The sequence below is a fragment of the Bacteroides caccae genome, from assembly GCF_002222615.2.
Taxonomy (GTDB): domain Bacteria; phylum Bacteroidota; class Bacteroidia; order Bacteroidales; family Bacteroidaceae; genus Bacteroides; species Bacteroides caccae.
Window position 1 is genome coordinate 2,864,018 of record NZ_CP022412.2, and the last position, 19,893, is coordinate 2,883,910.

Annotated in this window: 18 protein-coding genes; 11 read left to right on the forward strand and 7 right to left on the reverse strand. The window is 45.3% G+C overall.

Annotated features, from left to right (window positions below):
* Positions 1-183: 183 nt before the first annotated feature.
* From CGC64_RS11530 to CGC64_RS11545, 3 genes are all read left to right on the forward strand, one after another.
* Positions 184-1,269 carry a DUF4373 domain-containing protein gene (locus CGC64_RS11530; RefSeq protein ID WP_005676362.1) on the forward strand — a complete coding sequence of 362 codons (1,086 nt, stop codon included), beginning with the start codon at positions 184-186 and terminating at the stop codon, positions 1,267-1,269.
* 624 nt (positions 1,270-1,893) lie between these two features.
* Positions 1,894-2,424, forward strand: a complete 531-nt coding sequence (locus CGC64_RS11540) for an HU family DNA-binding protein (protein WP_005676360.1) — start codon at positions 1,894-1,896, stop codon at positions 2,422-2,424.
* Positions 2,425-2,543: 119 nt separating this feature from the next.
* Positions 2,544-2,987 carry an N-acetylmuramoyl-L-alanine amidase gene (locus tag CGC64_RS11545; RefSeq protein WP_005676358.1) on the forward strand — a complete coding sequence of 148 codons (444 nt, stop codon included), beginning with the start codon at positions 2,544-2,546 and terminating at the stop codon, positions 2,985-2,987.
* Here the strand turns inward: CGC64_RS11545 and CGC64_RS11550 are convergent, their stop codons facing one another.
* The 7 genes from CGC64_RS11550 to CGC64_RS11580 form a co-directional block, all read right to left on the reverse strand.
* Positions 2,988-4,097 (reverse strand): glycosyltransferase, encoded by a 1,110-nt coding sequence (locus CGC64_RS11550; protein ID WP_005676357.1) that lies wholly within the window; start codon positions 4,095-4,097, stop codon positions 2,988-2,990.
* Entirely contained in the window at positions 4,087-5,247 is a 1,161-nt protein-coding gene (locus CGC64_RS11555; protein ID WP_005676355.1) for a glycosyltransferase family 2 protein, read from the reverse strand. The genes CGC64_RS11550 and CGC64_RS11555 overlap by 11 nt, the downstream gene beginning before the upstream one ends.
* Positions 5,244-6,152: a glycosyltransferase family 2 protein gene (locus CGC64_RS11560; RefSeq protein ID WP_005676354.1), complete on the reverse strand. Its 909-nt coding sequence runs from the start codon at positions 6,150-6,152 to the stop codon at positions 5,244-5,246. Before CGC64_RS11560 ends, CGC64_RS11555 begins: the two co-directional genes overlap by 4 nt.
* The gene (locus CGC64_RS11565; RefSeq protein ID WP_005676352.1) at positions 6,149-7,459 is read right to left on the reverse strand and encodes an O-antigen ligase family protein; all 1,311 of its coding nucleotides are present in this window, start codon (positions 7,457-7,459) and stop codon (positions 6,149-6,151) included. Before CGC64_RS11565 ends, CGC64_RS11560 begins: the two co-directional genes overlap by 4 nt.
* Positions 7,452-9,674 carry a GumC family protein gene (locus CGC64_RS11570; protein ID WP_032854986.1) on the reverse strand — a complete coding sequence of 741 codons (2,223 nt, stop codon included), beginning with the start codon at positions 9,672-9,674 and terminating at the stop codon, positions 7,452-7,454. Before CGC64_RS11570 ends, CGC64_RS11565 begins: the two co-directional genes overlap by 8 nt.
* 11 nt (positions 9,675-9,685) lie before the next feature.
* A complete protein-coding gene (locus CGC64_RS11575; RefSeq protein WP_005676350.1) occupies positions 9,686-10,432 on the reverse strand; it encodes a TolC family protein in 747 nt (248 codons plus the stop codon).
* Positions 10,433-10,559: 127 nt separating this feature from the next.
* Entirely contained in the window at positions 10,560-11,795 is a 1,236-nt protein-coding gene (locus CGC64_RS11580) for a BamA/TamA family outer membrane protein (protein WP_005680712.1), read from the reverse strand.
* Between the two features lie 232 nt (positions 11,796-12,027).
* Between CGC64_RS11580 and CGC64_RS11585 the strand changes: the two genes are divergently transcribed.
* From CGC64_RS11585 to CGC64_RS11620, 8 genes are all read left to right on the forward strand, one after another.
* A complete protein-coding gene (locus CGC64_RS11585) occupies positions 12,028-13,428 on the forward strand; it encodes a C1 family peptidase (RefSeq protein WP_005676348.1) in 1,401 nt (466 codons plus the stop codon).
* A gap of 168 nt (positions 13,429-13,596) precedes the next feature.
* Positions 13,597-14,946: a Na(+)-translocating NADH-quinone reductase subunit A gene (locus CGC64_RS11590; protein WP_005676347.1), complete on the forward strand. Its 1,350-nt coding sequence runs from the start codon at positions 13,597-13,599 to the stop codon at positions 14,944-14,946.
* A 56-nt stretch (positions 14,947-15,002) separates the two neighbouring features.
* Positions 15,003-16,175 carry an NADH:ubiquinone reductase (Na(+)-transporting) subunit B gene (locus CGC64_RS11595; RefSeq protein WP_005676346.1) on the forward strand — a complete coding sequence of 391 codons (1,173 nt, stop codon included), beginning with the start codon at positions 15,003-15,005 and terminating at the stop codon, positions 16,173-16,175.
* A gap of 13 nt (positions 16,176-16,188) precedes the next feature.
* Complete coding sequence (locus CGC64_RS11600) at positions 16,189-16,863, forward strand: Na(+)-translocating NADH-quinone reductase subunit C (protein ID WP_032855052.1); 675 nt, start codon at positions 16,189-16,191, stop codon at positions 16,861-16,863.
* Between the two features lie 22 nt (positions 16,864-16,885).
* Positions 16,886-17,527, forward strand: a complete 642-nt coding sequence (locus tag CGC64_RS11605; RefSeq protein WP_005676342.1) for an NADH:ubiquinone reductase (Na(+)-transporting) subunit D — start codon at positions 16,886-16,888, stop codon at positions 17,525-17,527.
* A gap of 24 nt (positions 17,528-17,551) precedes the next feature.
* On the forward strand, positions 17,552-18,178 hold the full coding sequence (gene nqrE / locus CGC64_RS11610) for an NADH:ubiquinone reductase (Na(+)-transporting) subunit E (RefSeq protein ID WP_005676340.1): 627 nt from the start codon (positions 17,552-17,554) through the stop codon (positions 18,176-18,178).
* A gap of 18 nt (positions 18,179-18,196) precedes the next feature.
* On the forward strand, positions 18,197-19,471 hold the full coding sequence (nqrF, locus tag CGC64_RS11615; protein WP_005676339.1) for an NADH:ubiquinone reductase (Na(+)-transporting) subunit F: 1,275 nt from the start codon (positions 18,197-18,199) through the stop codon (positions 19,469-19,471).
* A 232-nt stretch (positions 19,472-19,703) separates the two neighbouring features.
* A complete protein-coding gene (locus CGC64_RS11620) occupies positions 19,704-19,883 on the forward strand; it encodes a hypothetical protein (RefSeq protein ID WP_005676337.1) in 180 nt (59 codons plus the stop codon).
* The last annotated feature ends 10 nt before the right edge of the window (positions 19,884-19,893 follow it).

Here is a 19,893-nt window from a genome sequence, read left to right on the forward strand (position 1 = left end):
TCCGTTAGCGTGTAGTTACGTTTTTGTTTCATTGTCTGTATAAATAATTAGAATTAATGGTGCAAAGTTCTGATAAAAAAAGATATGTTGTGTTGCGTTTATGCGACATACGGAATAAAAAAAAATATTCACCTTTGCCTCCGTTTCTGTTAGAAGCTGAAATATAGGTAAATAACTACGATAATGAAGAAAGATCAGTATTTTAATTTGGAGGTAAATTTGTTGAATGACGACAATATTGCCGGTATGATGTTGGAGTTGGGAGCGGCAAACGCTCTCGGAGTTTATGTGATGTTGCTGTTGCATTTGCGCACGAAGGACAATTACGAAGCGTCATGCAGACCGCTGCCGTTGAAGGCCTTGGCCAAACGCTATGATGTGGATGTGGATTTGATAGGGAGGATACTCCGAGAGTTCGATCTTTTTGAGGTGGATGAGGAACGCCAAATGTTTCGCGCTCCTTATCTGGACAGGGTGATGAAAACATTGGAGGAAAAATGGCGGATAAATGCCGAAAACGGCAAAAAAGGCGGTCGTCCGAGAAAGACTAAAAAACGCGCTGAAACGCCCGCCGGCAAAGGCGGAAAACCGAATGAAACCCAAGAGAAGAGAGGAGAAGAGAACAAGAGTATTGTTCCTGTTGTGAACAACAGCAGCAATACAGCGGGCGAGGTGCCGGGAGATGCTGCTGTTGCTGCTGCTACGAGTGGGAAGGTGGCTGCTGAGGGTAAGAAAGTGGCTGCTGAGAGGTGCAAGGCATCTGTTGAAGGTCGAAAAGCGGTTGCTGCGAGTAAAAAGGCTGTTGGCGGGATGAAGATTGTTTCGGTGGACGAAGCCGGAGAGATTCCGTTGCAGCGAGTACTTCCGTGGGAGAAGTTGGTGGATCAGCTTGCCGCTTCCCGGTCGTACATGGAGTTGGCAGGTCAGCACTCGGGACTGGGGAAGCTGTTTCTCGAGCATCAGCAGCAGGTTATCGAACTTTTCAAACAGCATATTCTGCTCTACGGAAAAGGAGGTGAATTGCTGTTTCTTGAGGATGTCCGACGTTATTTTTCCAACTATGTCGCACCGGGGTCTACTACCTGCCGGATGTTGCGTGAAACGTTATTGTCGGTACTTCAGAAGGCGGGAAGCACAGCCGACAATCGTTTTGAAACTCTTTCAAACGGTCGGAGGATGTACCTGGGACACCTTATCCCGGACGATGCACCGCTGCGTCCGGATGCAGCCGCAGTGTGGGACGATGTGCGGAAGAAGTGGGGACATTAACCCCGGCTGTCAACGGACGTGAGGAGGGGGATCACACCTGTTTAACTCACGCTTTGCACTGGCTTTGCCCACGTTGCACATTGGCTTTGCCTACGCTTCGCGATAGCTTCGCCCACGCTTCGTGATAGCTTCGCGATAGTCCTCCGCTCACACTTTGCATCGTCCTCCGTCCCTACCTCTTTTGGATGCTTGCCTCCTAGTCGATAGTATTCCCATTCCCCTCCTTCGGGGAAGGAGGGGTGGCTGAAAGCCGGGGTGGTAGGTGGATACACAATGCTGATAATAACCGACTTATGCATTCACCTACCACCTCCCCCTACGGGTACTCCTCCTTCCCGAAGGAGGAGAGTTGCAGATACTATCGACTATAAACTGTCTGGCTATTATTTTCCTAATTAACTTTGTTTCCAAATCTGATGAAGAGCTTTCAGTCTCTTTTATTTCCTATTTAATCTCTTTTATTCCCTCTCCAGTCTCTTTTAATCTCCTTTATTCTTTCTTAATCCGGTGTAATCAGGTGTAACCCGGTGCAATCCGGCAAGTCGCCGGTGTCTTGCCGTATCTTTGTTTCACCAACAGAAAGGGAGAATGTCCTTCCTTTCGGAGAAAACAAAATTTTAAATTATGGCAACAGTAACTGTGGTGCGCTACAAGCGCAGAAAACGAATTGGAGATGAGAAGTCGCCAATGGTGTATGCTCTCAAACTCAAGTCCGGAGAGGCGAAAATCTATTCAATCGAGACGCTGGCGCGTGAAATCGAGTCAATCGGGTCGCTTTCGGTGGAAGACGTGTCGCACGTCATGAAATCTTTCGTCCGTGCGATGAAGAAGGTCTTGGTGGCAGGCGATAAGGTGAAAGTGGACGGGCTGGGGATTTTTTACACCACGCTGACCTGTCCCGGTGTGGAGCAGGAGAAGGACTGCACGGTGAAGAATATTTCTCGTGTCAATCTCCGTTTCAAGGTTGACAATTCGCTGCGCCTTGCCAACGACAGCACGGCGACTACGCGTGGAGGGGAGAATAATGTGTCGTTCGAGTTGTATACCGAGAAGAAGGCCGCTTCCGAAGGAGAAGGAGGTGGCTCCGGTTCCGAGGAGCCCGGCAAGGGAGAGGGCGGTTCCGGTGGCGGGGTGACTCCGGATCCGTCTATCTAGTTGATAACTAATTTATAAAAAATGAGAAGCGATGATTGACAAAATCTTAGATGTTGTATTGGAAATCCTGTTTTTCTTTCGCAGAAAGAGAAAAGGTAGAAGAATGAAAGGACAGGTTGATGAGGAAGATTGACCTGATTGTGATCCACTGTTCCGCCACCAGGGCGGACAGGGATTTCACGGAAGAAGATTTGGAGGTGTGCCACCGCCGCCGTGGTTTCAACGGTGTGGGGTATCATTTCTACATCCGTAAGAACGGGAGCATCAAGACGACGCGGGAGATTGAACGGATAGGTGCGCACGCCAAGGGACACAACCTGAATAGTATCGGTATTTGCTATGAGGGCGGCCTCGACTGCCACGGACGTCCTGCCGACACCCGCACTGAATGGCAGATTCATTCGATGAATGTACTCATCCTCACGCTGTTGCGCGACTATCCCGGTTGCCGCATCTGCGGACACCGGGACTTGAGCCCCGACCTGAACGGGAACGGGGAGATCGAGCCGGAGGAATGGGTGAAGGCTTGCCCGTGCTTCGACGTGACGAAGGAATGGAGGTAATCATCGGAGAATGTCATAGTAGACTTCTGTAACCTGCTGTGATACTCGCCGGCTATTGAAACGTTCCTGAATGGTGGACATAGCTGTGACTCCGTAATCTTCTTTCCATTCGGGATGATGAAGATAAGCCAAATAGCATTCTGCCAATTCTTCCGGTTTGCCGAAGTCTACTATTAACCCGCTTTGCTGGTGAGTGATAACCTCTTTGGTACCGTCTGTCGGGGTTACTACCAACGCTTTTTTCATTGCCATAGCTTCGAGCAGGGCAATGGAAAGTCCCTCCCATAAGCTGGGTAAGCAAAAAACATCGATAGCGTGCAATACATCCGGTACGTCACTGCGAAAAGGTGAGGTCCGGATGTGTTTTTCCATTCCATACAGGCGAATTGCTTCTTTAGTCTCTTCTTCCATGTCACCCTGACCCACTAATAGCGCCTTTATTCTTTTGTCTTTCTGCCGTGCAAGAGCGATACTCTTTACGAAGTCCAAAGGAGCTTTCTGCAAGGTGATCCTGCCCACAAAGCCTATCACGAAATCCTCGTCGGTAAACCCGAACTCGTTGCGGAGATTGCTGAACTCCCGGTGGGGGTTGAACTTTGTCAGGTTAATGCCGTTTTCTATGACGATCGAATGTTTTAATCCGAAAGTTTTCTGCCCGGTAATCCGGTTACTTTCCGAGACACAGATTACTTCTTTGCTCAACTTGCATATTATTTTTTCACTCCATGCCCGGAGGCGTTTGATGAAAAACGACTGGTCTTGGTGAAAACTCCACCCGTGAACGGTATATACCATGGGGATGTGTAGCTTCCGGGCTATAAAAGCGACATTGGATGCGGCACGACTTCCGTGGGCATGGATCAGTTGTATGTTCTCTCTGAGAATCAGCTCTTTGATCTGCCGGGTGATGCGTACGTCAAATGGGTGAGAGGTGTTGACAACGTGGCACTTGACTCCTCTTTGCGTGAGCGCGTCAATCATTTGTCCGCCTGTGAATGATAGGACAATGGGATTGACACGGTTGTCGAATCCTGCTATGAGATCGAGGAGGTGAGACTCGCCACCACCTACCTGACCTTGTCTGATTACTTCTAATACGTTAATTGCCATGCTCGGTATGTATAAATTTTTTGTTAACTCCTTTTAATTTGAACAGATTACTTGCAATGCCGAGCAGTAAGGACGGTAGCTGGAAGATTGCCCGTAAGAGTTGCTTGTTCAGTAAATGTCCGGGGATTGCCGTAAACAGTGCAAGAAATAAAGCAAAAGCGAGTATCCACCATTTAATGCTTGAATAGGGGGAAACCAGGGTGACTAGTATGGTGAAAAAAAATGTGCAGAAGATCAGGATGATACGGGGCAGCAGTGTCCATTGAAAAACTTTGTCACAATAGTCTATATTGCCGCGCAGTAGCTCTTTTGGAAAGTCGGGAAGTGTCCGTACTAATGAGTCAAATTGGGCAGCTATCCAGCGTTTGCGCTGGTTTTTGATTCCTTCTTTCTTTTGGGTCTTTTCGTCTTTCACGTAGACGTGTTCCAGATATTCTATATGGATGCGCTGTTTGAGCAGGAGGGCTTCCATTTCCTTATCCTCTCCTGCCGTTTCGAGCAGGTGTATATGTTGGCGGAACCAACAGGCTTCCAATGCCATGCCTGAACCGATAAGGGCAGAAGACAGTCCGAGTGCGATGTGCCCGCTGCGGAATATTGAGTTGTTGATTTCTTCACTGGCCGCATCGAGAACGGCAATATCCGTATTGGTGTTTTTCGCGGTGCGGTGTGCCTGAACGGCTCTGGCTCCTGACTGAAAAACAGGGTTGAGTTCGGATAGAAAACTTGTACCGGCAGTATTGTCCGCGTCCATAATGACCACTGCGTCGTATGGTATGTCTGCGGTGGCGTTCATTGCCAGACTCATTGCTTTGGCTTTCGAACTGTCGGTATAGTCCGCTATCAGTAGGCGGACAGGCAATTGTCGCAGAGCTTCGTTCGTGCTTTCCTGCATCTGGTCGGAAATCACGATAATGTCATATAATTCCCGTGGGTAATCTTGCTGTAAGAAGGAATAAATGGCGGGGATAATGACCTTGTCTTCTTTATAGGCAGGAAAGAGCACAGCAAACTTGGTCCCGGGAGCCGTGCGAGGATAGATACGGGGGCGGCAGAACTTTGACGCTATGGCAAACAATAACAGGTAACCTGTGTTGAAGGCCAGGATTATGTAGAGTATAATTTCTGCAATGTGTAGTATGGTTATCATTTTTGTTCTTTTTTATGAGGAATACGGATGAATGCTGATATACCTTTTATGGTAGCCGTTAAGAGATCCGGCCGACCTTTTAATAAAAAAGACAGTCCGTTTTTTCCGGCAGCCAGCGTTGTCTGGTAAATGATAGAAAGCCAGCGGTTGCTCCCCTCCAGATTCCGCCAGGCATAGAGCAGGCGGTTACGCGTCAGATAGTAGGTGCGCAATTTGCTTAGCTGCCCGGTGCTTTGGCTTTCTTTGTGGAAAACAGTGCAACGCGGTTCGTACCATAATTCATAGCCGGCACGTGTTATATGGGTGCTCCAATCCAGTTCTTCATAATAAAGAAAGAATATTTCCGGCATCAGCCCTACTTTTTCAATCACTTCGCGTTTCACCAGCATAGCTGCCCCATGCAGATAAGGGGTGGGATGTGGGGTGTCGAATGTCCCGTTGTCCGGACAACCGAAACCTATGCCTGCATTGCGCAGTGTGATAGGGGTCAGTGGAGTGAACCCTGCGAATTGTATATTCTGAGGAGGAAAAGCGAAACGGATTTTGGGAGATACACCTCCTATTTCCGCACGGCTTTCGAGTCGCTCTATCAAAAAAGAGATTGTATCCTGTTCTATGTATGTGTCATTATTTATCAGAAAGATATATTTCCCTTTTGCTTCTCGGATGCCTATGTTATTGCCACCGGAGAATCCTTTGTTTTCATTGCTGCGGATAGCAATGACGGAGGGGTAGCGTTCACGTATTTTGGCAGCTTCGTCTTCACGTGATGCATTGTCTACCACGATCGTCTCATAACGTATGGAATGTATTTTATTTTGCAATGATTCTATCAGTTCACAGGTGTCTTTGAACCCGTTATAGCAGATCGTGATAAAGGATATCTCCGGAATATTGTTTGTCATATTTGCTCGTCGGTTTCTGGGGTGGATACTGATTGGGTGTTTTCTTCTTCACTGATACGCTTGTCTATATGCGGTGCGGCAAAACAGAGGGCAAAGCCTATATAGACAGGCAACTGGTTGGGATATTGCATCACATCATTGACATAGGCGGCTATAAAGAACCCTGCGTCCATGCAGAGCCAGGCCGCTACGAGTCCCCGCAGGCTTTTATTGCGTACCTTAAACATCAGTATCCAGGAGCACCAGGCGAAAAGGGTGCCGTGTATGCCGAGATAAAGAATCAGTCCGACAATCCCTGTTTCTACCCATACACTGACCAACCATGAATCAGGAGGATAGGGCATCTGCTCTTTTGAATTGAAATGGCCTGATTTAGACAGCCCGATACCGTAACCAATGGGTTTCTTTATCATCAATTCTTTCATCCTTTGTCGATTCTCGACACGCACATTGTAGGAGGCGTCTTCGGTTGGGTGGAAAGAAGAACGCATTTTATGGATGTATTGGTTGCCGCTTCCTATGTTAGTGAAATAGAAAAAACAAAAAACTCCGATAGAGACAAAGATGCCTGCCAACAGCGCTTTCCAATTTTTGGCCAAAATGGTTATCATCAGCATTCCGCCCATGATAACTCCCATGGCTGCTCTGGTTCCGGAGATTCCCACTCCGTAGAGCCCTCCCATTGCAATGCACAGAAAGTAGATGCGTTTCCATTTTGAGTCTACGAAAAATGCGCTAATGGTGAAAACTACGGTTGCCATAGCGCAATGTACGCCGTAATTTGCCGCATCTGTAAAGCAGGAGAAATAGCGGATGCCCGACCAGATGATATGGGTTCGGGCACCTCCCATTGAAAATAAAAAATAAAGGTCCTTGGAACTGAAACCATGGCTTTTCTGCCAATATCCTTTGATTGTAAATATGATGACGAATACAGACCATACGATCAGTAGCAGTTCGATGTCTTTTTTGGTACGAATAACTATCGGAACTATAAAGGCACATATCAGGCCTATGAGTGTATATGGGGTGATGTTGATATTCCATGCCTCCATTACATTGTTGGGATTCAGTAATTCCAGAAAATAGAATAGGAACCAGGCTACAAACAAATATGTCATTATGTTTCGTCCGGGCTTCCAGTTTGTTTGCTCGTCATTGTTAAGCTGTATCAGGCAAGTAGTCGTTAACAACAAGATAAGTATCATGGAAAAAAGACCTATCTTGATATTCATTATAATGTTTGCCGCAACCAGTGCAAACTGTGCGGCAAGCAGAATATGAAAAGTTACTATCCTGTTATTCATCGTCTTCGTCTTCTACTTCTTTGGTCTTATTCTTGAAGTTGAATATGATTTTTTCAGTTAATGATAATTGGCTGAGATGATAACCGATTTTACGTAATAACGTATACGGTGGCAGCTGACCGGTGAAATCTTCTACTGCTCCCCGTCCGGCATTGGTCAGGCAGATACGGAACGGAACATCTGTTGTTCCCAGCTGGACCATAAGCTGGTCACAAAGCTGTTTGTCGAATGTTTTCCAACCATGATTCGCCGAAGCTATCAGGATGTTGGCATTGGCATCGTGCAACAGTGCACTGGGTATGCTGCTCTCCGATAACGGCGGATAGGCAACTATCAGGATGTCTTCTCCTTGTAAAGTGTAGAAGTCTGTGATGTTCTTAGCTAACAAATATTGAGTGGAATTGGTGTTGAAATCCACTCCGTGGGTGATAAATCTTGTATTCAACATACGGCTTTGCATATATCCGCAGACAAGGTTGCCTATTGTTTCTTCATCGGAATCTTCATTGATACTGAACAAATTGATGATGAATACACCCGGAGATTTCCGTTTGTCCAGAAAACGAAGCAGCGAATTGGTCAGCTCACTTGCGGAATGTTGCACGTAGGTCTTGGTCAGCCCTCCGTAGCGGGAAGCCGAAAGGCTGGGGACAGCACCTACCACTTTATATCCCGTCACTCGCTTGGTGCGACCGGCATCTCGCAATGTTCTGTCAAGCATTTCTATTAGCAGCAATAAGGCAACAATTATTAAAAAACTGCCTATACACGCAGCTATGACGATTTGTTTCCGGTTTGTTGAATGGGGCGAGATCGGATAGGTCGGTTCATTCAGCACCTTCAGTGTAGCGGAGGTCATTTCCAAATTTTTCTTTCTTAATAAGGCCTCGTTATAGCTGTGCAATACGGTTAGATAGTTGCGCTCGGTAAAGTTAATCATACGCTCTTTCTGTTTGATCGTAGTACCTACCGGTGCAAAGAATACGTATCGCTCGTTCAGCTCTTGGCGCGAGTTCTGTGCAATTAGCAGTTCGGCTTTGGCCTTTTCATATAACAGGGTTTGTTCGAGCCACTGGTCGATGATGTTTGTTCGCAAAACACCTTCTTTGCTGTATTTATGTCCTACATAGGCATCTGTCAGTTCGCTTAGCTCTTTTTTAAGTTCACTCAATCGCTTCTTGTTGTTATTGAGAGCAGTAATGTCTTTATTATTGGAATCGGACATTGCTTCGACCTCCGAGATTCTTCCTGTTATATCGGAAGCTTCTTTTATTTTTCCGACAAACTCCATGTTTTTAATTATCTGTTTGGCGTTGCTGTCCATGTGCCGTTCTAATTCGTCGAGCATGGACCTGCTGCTGTTTAATGCAAACATTGCGTCCTGCTCTCTCAATGCGTATTCTTTGTTGATAGCGGCTATTTCCTTCGTTTCATCAAGATAATTGATGACGCGTTTTTCTACGTTGTATTTAGTTAAGTCTTCTTCTTCTGTACTAAGTTTCTTCCCGATCCTTTTCAGTTCTTCATCAAAGTATTTGATAACTTTGTCGGTCTCTCCATAACGGATACGGCGATATTCTTCCACAAACTCATCCATTAAGATACTTACTGTGTTGTATGCGATACCCGGGTCGCTGGATGAGTAGCTGATGTCCAGCAGATCGCTGGTCAGGCGGCGCTGTACTTTTATATTTTTCAGGGCATTATAGCTATAAAACGGATGAATATAGTAAAACAGGCCGTAAATATAGTTCTCTTTATGCGGCCGCATATATTTTTCCAGATTGGAGACTGTTTTGTCTTCGCTTGATTTGTCTATCAGCTTTAGAATTTCATTCCCGTTCGGACTGTTTTTTAAATGGTTATATGTGGTGGTATAACTGGAAACAGTAATACCATTGGTTTCCCTGTCCGGATTTCCTTGGATAAGAACTCTGGCAAATAGTCGCAGGCACACTCGTTTTAGTGTACTTTCAGCTTGCATGATACTGATCAGATTGTCCATTGAATTTTGTACGGTAGCCCAGTCTGTCCGCTTGTCACTTTCCAGATTATATCCTGAAGCGACCCCGGTGTACAGAGTGGCCTTTACATCATATCCGCCCTGCATGTGGCGTGTATAATAGATGACTGATAGAGTGAAGAGGGTGGTTCCAATCAGCAATAACCACCGGTGGCGGAATAAAGTCTGTATGGTAGAGATAACAAAATTCATATCTTCTGTTTTTATTTTCGTATAATGGGGGTACGTGAAATAACCTCGAGTATCATCAGGCTTTTTGTTAACTCATATTTACTCTTTTCGTATGCTTCACGGGCTTGTGACTGTCTTTCTTTATCTGTTGACAGATCGGCCGATTCTATGGTTCCGTTGGCAAAGTTCTTTTCGGATATTTCGTATTGTACATTGGCAAGAATCAGGCTTTCACTTTTCATTTGAAGAACTCTTATCTGCGAAGTGGCCATGGCATACATCTCAATAATGTTTTTCTTAATCTCATCGTATTTGATTTCCTGCTCCAGTTGCGCGCTTTTCAGTGTAAGCCTTTGTCGGCTGACACGTCCTTTGAGATCAAATAAATCATTTAACGGAATGCTGACACCTGCCCCCAGCGTATAACCGTTTTGCGCCTGAGTAGAATAGGTGAGGTAGGGGGCTATCGCCACATCTGTATAGGTAGATTCGTTGCCGAACATACCATATTGATAACTTCCCCTCAAACTGAAGAAGCCGAGAAATGCCCATTTTTCCTTTTGTAATAATTTACGCTCTATTGCTGTTTTAGCGTCTGCCAACTCATAGATAGGATTGTTTTTGGCATTTTCGAATAGAACGGACAGGGGAGGAAGATCTATCTTACTATAATCTTCGTCATTCAGTTGAGAATAGTCGCCGATTTCTTGCGCAACTACACGGGGGGTAGAGGCAAACAAAAGTAGTAATCCCGAAAAAAGATATATAAATTGCTTCATAAAAAAATCATATTATTTGCTCTTGCTGTGTTATAGCTTGCGCAAATATAAGGATTAATTTTATTTATGAGCAGTCTTTTACTATCTATTTTGCAATCTTTCTTGTTAATTGTGCGCGGATTACCGGTTAAAATGCCTCCGTCATATTGAAATAGAACAAATTCTGTTTGTTCACCATGTCTCTGCCGTAGTCGAGACGCACATTCATACGAGGTTGGACTTCGATGCGCAACCCCAATCCGAGGTTAGGAAGCACACCTTCTATCTTGCCAGGCGTAGGACCCATGAATCCGCATCCTCCCCATGCTACATAACCTACATGATTCAGCATTCTTTTCACCCACGTGCTTTTGTCCGTGTTTATCATCTGACGATATTCAGCCATTATTACATGAGAGGACTTGTCGCGAAACTGTCCCATATAATATCCGCGAAGATCAAAAGGGGTTCCGCTGAGTGCATATTTCGTCAGTGGAACATCTCCGAAGACGTTCTTAGTCTGTACCGTCCAGGCAACCACCTTGCGTCTGCCGACAGTCTTATATTGACGGTAATCGATCTCTAAACGGTAAAAATTGTCATCACCTCCGAATACTTTGCTATACATCATTCCGCGAAAATCAAGATATGTTCCCCGGTAAGCATTTGCCGGAACATCACGTGTGTCGTACGTCAATAAGAATCCGAGCCCCGAACTAAAATTTGTGTATCCGTGCTCTGTCCCTCCGGCTGCAATATACGAAGGTTGCTCGATCATTCCGGCGGCGGGTTTCGTGATCTTATCATAATTCAAATCAATCTGAGGGCCTGCAAAGAAGTTGCTTTTTCCCAGACGGAACAGAAACCACGGATTCACCTGAATGCCGCTGTAACGGTATTCGCTGGTGTCTTCTCCGCGAGGATAGTCTTTGTTGGTGCTATATCCGATGCCATAGAAGTTCTCAATCGTATTTTTGTAGGAGAAGGTACCGAAGATACGGAAACGGTCACCTTTGAAGAAAAGCTGCGGCTTGGTCATCAGGTTCAGACCGCCTTTAAACATCAGGGCAATCGCCATAGGGACGATCGAACGCCGCTGGGTAGTATCGCTGGGATTCATCCGGAATGTCATTAAAGCGCTACCGCCTACCAACAAGCCAAAATCTGGTGTGTAACTGGGACCGCCCAATATATTATAGTGAAGATTTCTCTTGGCTACACGTTCACGTCGTAGTTCACGTTTGGAAAGGGTGGGAGTGGTATCTGTCGGGAGAATTTCACCAGCAGACATTGAATTCATAGAACCTTGCACTTCGTCGTTTTTTACTATCGTGCGATCTGTTTGGGCTAATGTAAAGCTGATGGGCAGAACTGCCAACCACATACCTATTATATATCTTTTCATATTCTTTCTTGGAATCTGACTGCAAAGAAAACGCTTTTATTTCGATTAGTTTTCATCTTCATAGATAATAAATCTAAAAAAGAATTGTATTTTTGCCAAATAATATATGTAAAACCAATTTGCCAATATGCTAATATCCGGTGCGGCAAACATAAACACGACACGTCTATCTATTAGCATACCGGCAAAGTAACTTAACGAATTATCTATAATGAATAAACGAATCTTACCAGTTTTTGTTTTCTGTGCCCTCTGCTACTCGGCACAGGCACAAGACGCGAAAGGAGGCATCAGTGACGCTATGATGCAGCAAATCAAACAGAGTTACCAGAATACGTCTGCCGACAAAGCTATCCGCAACGCTATCGGCAGCAACGACATCCGCAAACTGGCTCTCAACCAGGATAATATGAAAGGAATGGATACGCACTTTTCAGTTAAAGTGAACTCCAAAGGTATCACGAACCAGAAATCATCCGGACGTTGCTGGCTCTTTACGGGGCTGAACGTGATGCGTGCCAAAGCGATTGACAAGTATCATCTGGGTTCTTTTGAGTTCTCTCAGACTTATCCTTTTTTCTTCGACCAACTGGAGAAAGCGAACCTTTTCCTGCAAGGTATCATCGACACCAGTGACAAACCGATGAACGACAAAATGGTGGAATGGCTTTTCCGTAATCCTCTGAGTGACGGCGGAACTTTCACCGGGGTAGCCGACATTGTAAGTAAATATGGTCTTGTACCCAAAGATGTAATGCCGGAAACGAACAGTAGTGAAAATACTTCCCGCATGGCCGGTCTGATCACCCTGAAGCTTCGCGAACAGGGGATTCAGCTTCGCGATATGGCTGCTAAGGGCGCTAAACCTGCTGCTCTGGAGAAAACGAAAACTGAAATGCTCGGCACTATCTACCGGTTGCTCGTTCTGAACTTGGGCGTTCCTCCCACAGAATTTACATGGACTGAGTATAATGCCCAAGGTAAGCTTGTTTCTACCGAAAATTATACTCCGTTGTCTTTCTTGAAGAAGTATGGTGACGAAAACCTCATCAGCAACTACATTATGCTAATGAACGATCCCAGCCGCGAATACTACAAATGCTACGAAATCGACTATGACCGCCACCGTTACGACGGCAAGAACTGGACATACGTCAACCTACCCGTTGAAGATATCAAGGAAATGGCAATCGCCTCTCTGAAAGACAGTACGATGATGTATTTCTCTTGCGATGTCGGCAAATTCCTCAACTCCGACCGTGGCTTGCTGGATGTTAAAAACTACGACTACGAATCTCTCATGGGCACCACTTTCGGCATGGACAAGAAAGAACGTATCCAAAGCTTTGCCAGCGGCTCAAGTCACGCCATGACTCTTATGGCGGTTGACCTCGATGAAAATGGAAAACCGACCAAATGGATGGTTGAGAATAGTTGGGGACCTGCTTCCGGTTATCAGGGGCATCTTATCATGACTGACGAATGGTTTGACGAATATATGTTCCGTCTGGTGGTTGAAACGAAATATGCGTCTTCCAAAATACAGGAAATACTCAAGCAGAAACCGATTCGTCTCCCTGCCTGGGACCCGATGTTTGTCGGAGAAGAATAGTCTTTTTCTTCTTTTTGAGAACAAAAGAAAGGCACTCTAAAGAATATTGTGTGCGACCACGAAAGGAATTGCGGATATTTTTCCGTAATTCCTTTCTTTTTTCCTCACGAATCCCAATCTTATTTATTACTTTTGCGGCAAATTTATGAAACCATTATTTTATATAGCATGGCAAATGTAATAAAGTTACGTAAAGGCCTTGACATAAACCTGAAAGGTAAAGCTGCTGAAACGTACGCAACAGTGAAAGAACCGGGATTTTACGCACTCGTACCCGATGATTTTCCTGGAGTGACGCCGAAGGTAGTCGTAAAAGAGCAGGAGTATGTGATGGCTGGTGGACCCTTGTTTATCGACAAGTATCATCCTGAAGTGAAATTTGTTTCGCCCGTGAGTGGCGTGGTGACGAGTGTTGAACGTGGTGCTCGCCGCAAGGTGTTAAACATCGTAGTAGAGGCGGCTGCCGAACAGGACTACGAAGAATTTGGAAAGAAGAATGTTGCCTCAATGGATGCTGATGCTGTGAAAACCGCTTTGTTGGAAGCCGGTATTTTTGCGTTTATCAAACAACGTCCTTATGACATCATCGCCGACCCGACGGTTACCCCGAAGGGAATCTTCGTATCTGCATTCGATACCAATCCGCTGGCTCCCAACTTCGAATTTGCTTTGAAAGGAGAGGAAGCAAACTTCCAGACCGGACTCGATGCTCTCGCCAAAATGGCAAAAACTTACCTGAGTATCAGCGTAAAACAAAACGCTACTGCACTGACTCAGGCTAAGAACGTTACAATTACTGCATTCGATGGACCGAACCCTGCCGGTAACGTAGGTGTTCAAATCAATCACATCGCTCCTGTATCCAAAGGTGAGACTGTGTGGACGATCGACCCGCAGGCAGTTATCTTTATCGGCCGTCTCTTTAATACAGGTCGTGTGGATTTCACCCGTACAGTAGCTGTGACTGGTTCCGAAGTGTTGAAACCTGCTTACTGCAAACTTCAGGTAGGTGCGTTGCTGACTAACGTATTTGCCGGAAATGTAACGACAGGCAAGGAACTGCGTTACATCAGTGGTAATGTGTTGAGCGGAAAACAGGTATCACCGAACGGATTCCTGGGAGCTTTCGACAGCCAGCTGACTGTAATTCCCGAAGGTGACGACATTCACGAAATGCTTGGTTGGATTATGCCGCGTTTCAACCAGTTCAGTGCCAACCGCTCTTATTTTAGCTGGTTAATGGGCAAAAAAGAATATACGTTGGATGCCCGCATCAAAGGTGGCGAACGTCATATGATTATGTCAGGTGAATACGACAAGGTATTCCCAATGGATATCTTGCCCGAATATCTGATTAAAGCTATCATCGCCGGTGATATTGACCGTATGGAAGCGTTGGGTATCTACGAAGTGGCTCCCGAAGACTTCGCTCTTTGCGAATTCGTCTGCTCTTCGAAAATGGAACTGCAACGTATCGTCCGTGCCGGACTCGACATGCTCCGTGCTGAAATGGCATAAATCAATGCCCGCATGGCAAATCGTAAATTGTAAATCGTAAAATAGTAAATATATTAATGAAAGCGTTAAGAAATTATCTCGATAAGATAAAGCCGAACTTTGAAGAGGGCGGCAAATTCCACGCATTCCAGTCGGTGTTCGACGGCTTCGAAACATTCCTGTTCGTGCCCAGCAAGACTGCGAAAACGGGAACGCACATACACGACGCGATCGACAGCAAACGTATCATGTCGATTGTGGTTATTTCGTTAGTACCGGCGTTGCTGTTCGGTATGTACAACGTAGGTTATCAGCATTTCACTCATACAGGTGCCACAGGCAGCTTCTTCGAAATGTTTATCTACGGATTCCTGGCAGTGTTGCCGAAAATAATCGTATCTTATGTAGTAGGTCTGGGCATTGAGTTCATCGTAGCTCAATGGAAGAAGGAAGAAATTCAGGAAGGATTCCTCGTTTCGGGTATCCTGATCCCGATGATTGTTCCGGTTGACTGTCCGTTGTGGATTCTCGCCGTAGCTACTGCATTTTCTGTTATCTTTGCGAAAGAGGTATTCGGTGGTACAGGTATGAACATTTTCAACGTAGCGTTGATTACTCGTGCATTCCTGTTCTTCGCTTATCCGACCAAGATGTCCGGTGATGCCGTTTGGGTATCCGGCGACACTATTTTCGGTATGGGACAGGCGGTAGACGGACTTACGGTTGCCACTCCTCTGGGATTAGCTGCAACGACAGGTACTGTGCCTGAGTTCAGCATGGATATGGTGACAGGTCTGATTCCCGGTTCTATCGGTGAAACAAGCGTGATCGCTATTCTGATTGGTGCCGTTATCCTTTTGTGGACAGGGGTTGCTAGTTGGAAGACTATGATTTCTGTGTTTGTCGGTGGTGCATTCATGGCTTGGGTGTTCAACGCAATCGGCATGGAAAACAATACAATGGCGCAAATGCCTTGGTACGAACACCTCGTTCTCGGTGGTTTCTGCTTCGGTGCCGTGTTTATGGCTACCGACCCTGTTACTTCCGCACGTACGGAAAGAGGTAAGTATATTTTCGGATTCCTGATTGGTGTCATGGCGATCGTTATCCGTGTTCTGAACCCGGGTTACCCCGAAGGTATGATGCTCGCTATCCTGTTAATGAACATCTTCGCACCGCTGATTGACTACTGTGTAGTACAGGGAAATATCAGTCGCCGCGAGAAACGTGCTATCAAGTCTAACCAGTAAATACCGAATGAAAATGAATACGAATAGTAATAGTTATACTATCATTTATGCTTCGGTAATGGTTGTTATCGTGGCATTCCTGCTGGCATTCGTTAGCTCTTCATTGAGAGAAACACAAAACAAGAATGTGCAGTTGGACACTAAAAAGCAGATTCTTGCTGCATTGAACATTAAGAATATAGAAGATGCGGATGCAGAATATCAGAAATATGTAAAAGGTGATATGCTGATGAACGTAGACGGTACGCTGACTGAAAATACTGGCGAATTTGCTACCAACTACGAGAAAGAAGCAAAAGAACAACAACGTCTGCACGTATTTGTGTGCGAAGTGGACGGCCAGACTAAATATGTCGTTCCTGTTTACGGTGCCGGTCTTTGGGGCGCTATCTGGGGATACATCGCGCTGAACGAAGATAAGGATACTGTTTACGGTACTTACTTCTCTCATGCTAGTGAAACTCCGGGTCTGGGTGCTGAAATTGCTACCGAACATTTCCAGAATGAATTCGTAGGTAAGAAAACATTGGAAGACGGTTCTATCGCTTTGGGAGTTGTAAAGAATGGCAAGGTAGAGAAACCTGAATATCAGGTGGACGGTATTTCGGGTGGTACAATTACCTCAGTAGGGGTGGACGCTATGTTGAAAGCTTGCCTGAGCAGTTATATGAGTTTTTTAACTAAATAATTAAGGAGGAGATATAAAGAATATGGGACAATTGTTTTCAAAGAGAAATAAAGAAGTATTCTCTGCTCCGTTGGGAATAGATAATCCGGTTACCGTACAGGTGCTAGGTATCTGTTCTGCACTTGCTGTTACCGCAAAACTGGAGCCTGCCATTGTAATGGGACTTTCGGTAACAGTGATTACAGCTTTTGCTAATGTCGTTATTTCATTGCTTCGCAAAACCATTCCTAACCGTATACGTATCATCGTTCAGTTGGTTGTGGTAGCTGCTTTGGTAACTATCGTGAGTGAAGTTCTGAAAGCGTTTGCTTATGATGTAAGCGTGCAACTTTCTGTTTATGTAGGTTTGATTATTACCAACTGTATTCTTATGGGACGTCTGGAAGCATTTGCCATGCAGAACGGTCCTTGGGAGTCTTTCCTTGACGGTGTCGGTAATGGTTTGGGATATGCCAAGATTCTGGTAATCGTGGCTTTCTTCCGCGAATTGCTTGGTTCGGGTACACTGCTTGGTTTCAATATATTGAACTACGAACCTATTCAAAACACCGGATACATTAACAACGGTTTGATGTTGATGCCGCCTATGGCATTGATTATCGTAGCTTGCATTATCTGGTACCAACGTGCGCGCCACAAAGAGTTGCAAGAAGAAAGTAATTAATAATTCAAGATTCAAAAAAGAATTATGGAACATTTATTAAGTTTATTCGTCCGCTCTATCTTTGTGGACAACATGATATTCGCATTCTTCCTGGGTATGTGTTCATACCTGGCCGTTTCGAAGAATGTGAAGACTGCCGTAGGACTGGGTATCGCCGTAACTTTTGTGTTGCTGGTGACGCTTCCGGTGAACTACTTGTTGCAAACTAAGGTGCTGGCTGCCAACGCTATCATTGAAGGTGTCGATCTTAGTTTCTTGAGTTTTATTCTTTTCATTGCCGTTATTGCCGGTATTGTGCAATTGGTGGAAATGGTGGTGGAACGTTTCAGCCCGTCGCTGTACGCTTCACTGGGTATCTTCCTGCCGTTGATTGCCGTTAACTGTGCTATCATGGGTGCTTCTCTGTTTATGCAGCAACGCATCAATCTCGGTCCGAGTGATCCGAAGTATATTGGTGATATCTGGGACGCGCTTTCTTATGCACTCGGTTCCGGTATCGGTTGGCTGCTGGCTATCGTAGGTCTGGCTGCTATCCGTGAGAAAATGGCTTACTCTGACGTTCCTGCTCCGTTGAAGGGATTGGGTATCACGTTTATCACAGTAGGCCTAATGGCAATCGCATTTATGTGTTTCTCTGGTTTGAACATCTAAAAAGAAAGGAATAAGACAATGGATATGAATTTAATATTAGCGAGCATTGGGGTATTCCTTGTGGTTATTCTGCTGCTTGTTGTTATCCTGTTGGTTGCCAAAAATTTCCTGGTACCGTCAGGTAACGTGAAACTGACAATCAACGGTGAAAAGGAATTGGAAGTGGCTTCCGGTTCTACTTTACTGAATACGCTGTCTGTCAACGGGATATTCCTGTCATCCGCTTGTGGTGGTAAGGGCTCTTGCGGACAGTGCAAATGCCAGGTGCTTGAAGGTGGCGGTGAAATCTTGCCTTCCGAAGTTCCTCACTTTAGCCGTAAACAGCAGCAAGACCATTGGCGTCTGGGCTGTCAGGTGAAAGTGAAAAGTGATATGTCTATCAAGATTGACGAGTCTGTGCTCGGTGTGAAAGAGTGGGAGTGTGAAGTTATCTCCAACAAGAACGTGGCTACATTTATCAAAGAGTTCATCGTTGCTCTGCCTAAGGGTGAACACATGGACTTCATCCCCGGTTCTTATGCACAGATCAAGATTCCTAAATTCTCAATGGACTATGACAAGGATATCGATAAGAGCCTGATTGGTGACGAATATCTGCCTGCATGGGAGAAATTCGGTCTGTTGGGCTTGAAGTGTAAGAACGATGAGGAAACAATCCGTGCTTACTCTATGGCCAACTATCCGGCAGAAGGTGACCGTATCATGTTGACTGTACGTATCGCTACTCCACCGTTCAAACCGAAAGAACAAGGTCCCGGATTTATGGATGTAATGCCGGGTATCGCTTCTTCTTATATCTTCACGCTGAAACCGGGTGACAAGGTTATTATGAGCGGTCCTTATGGAGATTTCCACCCAATCTTGGATTCTAACAAGGAAATGATGTGGATTGGTGGTGGTGCCGGTATGGCTCCGTTGCGTGCACAAATCATGCACTTGACGAAGACACTGCACGTTACCGATCGTAAGATGTCTTACTTCTACGGTGCCCGTGCGTTGAACGAAGTATTCTATCTGGAGGACTTCCTGCAAATCGAAAAAGACTTCCCGAACTTCACATTCCATTTGGCACTTGACCGTCCGGATCCTGCTGCTGATGCTGCCGGTGTGAAGTATACTCCGGGATTCGTTCACAACGTAATCTATGAAACTTACCTGAAGAATCACGAAGCTCCTGAAGATATTGAATATTATATGTGTGGTCCTGGCCCGATGTCGAAAGCTGTTGAAAAGATGCTTGATGACCTTGGCGTTCCAGCCCAGAACTTGATGTTCGATAACTTCGGAGGATAATCTTCGAAAAATACCCTCCGGTTGGGAAACTACCGGAAAGGTTATATAAAAACAGGGCGGGAAATCTGAATGCTGATTATGCTTCTCAGATTTCCCGCCTTCTTTTGTGTCTTTTCGGGATGTATTTGGTGAATTTTATGTCAGTTTTGAAGATAGTTATCTGTTTTTGCATCTACTTATCTATTAATTTTGTACTTTTGACTACATAATAGTTCCCTAAATACATTTTGTTATGGAATATCATCGTATTTCTTTTATTCACGACGACACGGAGTATTCGTTTATCAAAGCTATGAATGCAGGTTTAACCGGATATGATCTGATGAAAGCCTGTCGGGTAGAAGTTACGATTTATATGAAGGAGAATAACCTGAAAGGTCGCTATATACTGACTGGAATGGCTAAAGTTTGACCGTCTTTTT

Bases quoted from the DNA above. Each gene is read 5' to 3' on its own strand.
- CGC64_RS11560 (WP_005676354.1), bottom strand. From the start codon at position 6,152: ATGACAAACAATATTCCGGAGATATCCTTTATCACGATCTGCTATAAC.
- CGC64_RS11590 (WP_005676347.1), top strand. From the start codon at position 13,597: ATGGCAAATGTAATAAAGTTACGTAAAGGCCTTGACATAAACCTGAAA.
- CGC64_RS11570 (WP_032854986.1), bottom strand. From the start codon at position 9,674: ATGAATTTTGTTATCTCTACCATACAGACTTTATTCCGCCACCGGTGG.
- CGC64_RS11565 (WP_005676352.1), bottom strand. From the start codon at position 7,459: ATGAATAACAGGATAGTAACTTTTCATATTCTGCTTGCCGCACAGTTT.
- CGC64_RS11540 (WP_005676360.1), top strand. From the start codon at position 1,894: ATGGCAACAGTAACTGTGGTGCGCTACAAGCGCAGAAAACGAATTGGA.
- nqrE (WP_005676340.1), top strand. From the start codon at position 17,552: ATGGAACATTTATTAAGTTTATTCGTCCGCTCTATCTTTGTGGACAAC.
- CGC64_RS11595 (WP_005676346.1), top strand. From the start codon at position 15,003: ATGAAAGCGTTAAGAAATTATCTCGATAAGATAAAGCCGAACTTTGAA.
- CGC64_RS11550 (WP_005676357.1), bottom strand. From the start codon at position 4,097: ATGGCAATTAACGTATTAGAAGTAATCAGACAAGGTCAGGTAGGTGGT.
- CGC64_RS11600 (WP_032855052.1), top strand. From the start codon at position 16,189: ATGAATACGAATAGTAATAGTTATACTATCATTTATGCTTCGGTAATG.
- CGC64_RS11585 (WP_005676348.1), top strand. From the start codon at position 12,028: ATGAATAAACGAATCTTACCAGTTTTTGTTTTCTGTGCCCTCTGCTAC.
- nqrF (WP_005676339.1), top strand. From the start codon at position 18,197: ATGGATATGAATTTAATATTAGCGAGCATTGGGGTATTCCTTGTGGTT.
- CGC64_RS11530 (WP_005676362.1), top strand. From the start codon at position 184: ATGAAGAAAGATCAGTATTTTAATTTGGAGGTAAATTTGTTGAATGAC.
- CGC64_RS11580 (WP_005680712.1), bottom strand. From the start codon at position 11,795: ATGTGGTTGGCAGTTCTGCCCATCAGCTTTACATTAGCCCAAACAGAT.
- CGC64_RS11620 (WP_005676337.1), top strand. From the start codon at position 19,704: ATGGAATATCATCGTATTTCTTTTATTCACGACGACACGGAGTATTCG.
- CGC64_RS11605 (WP_005676342.1), top strand. From the start codon at position 16,886: ATGGGACAATTGTTTTCAAAGAGAAATAAAGAAGTATTCTCTGCTCCG.
- CGC64_RS11545 (WP_005676358.1), top strand. From the start codon at position 2,544: ATGAGGAAGATTGACCTGATTGTGATCCACTGTTCCGCCACCAGGGCG.
- CGC64_RS11575 (WP_005676350.1), bottom strand. From the start codon at position 10,432: ATGAAGCAATTTATATATCTTTTTTCGGGATTACTACTTTTGTTTGCC.
- CGC64_RS11555 (WP_005676355.1), bottom strand. From the start codon at position 5,247: ATGATAACCATACTACACATTGCAGAAATTATACTCTACATAATCCTG.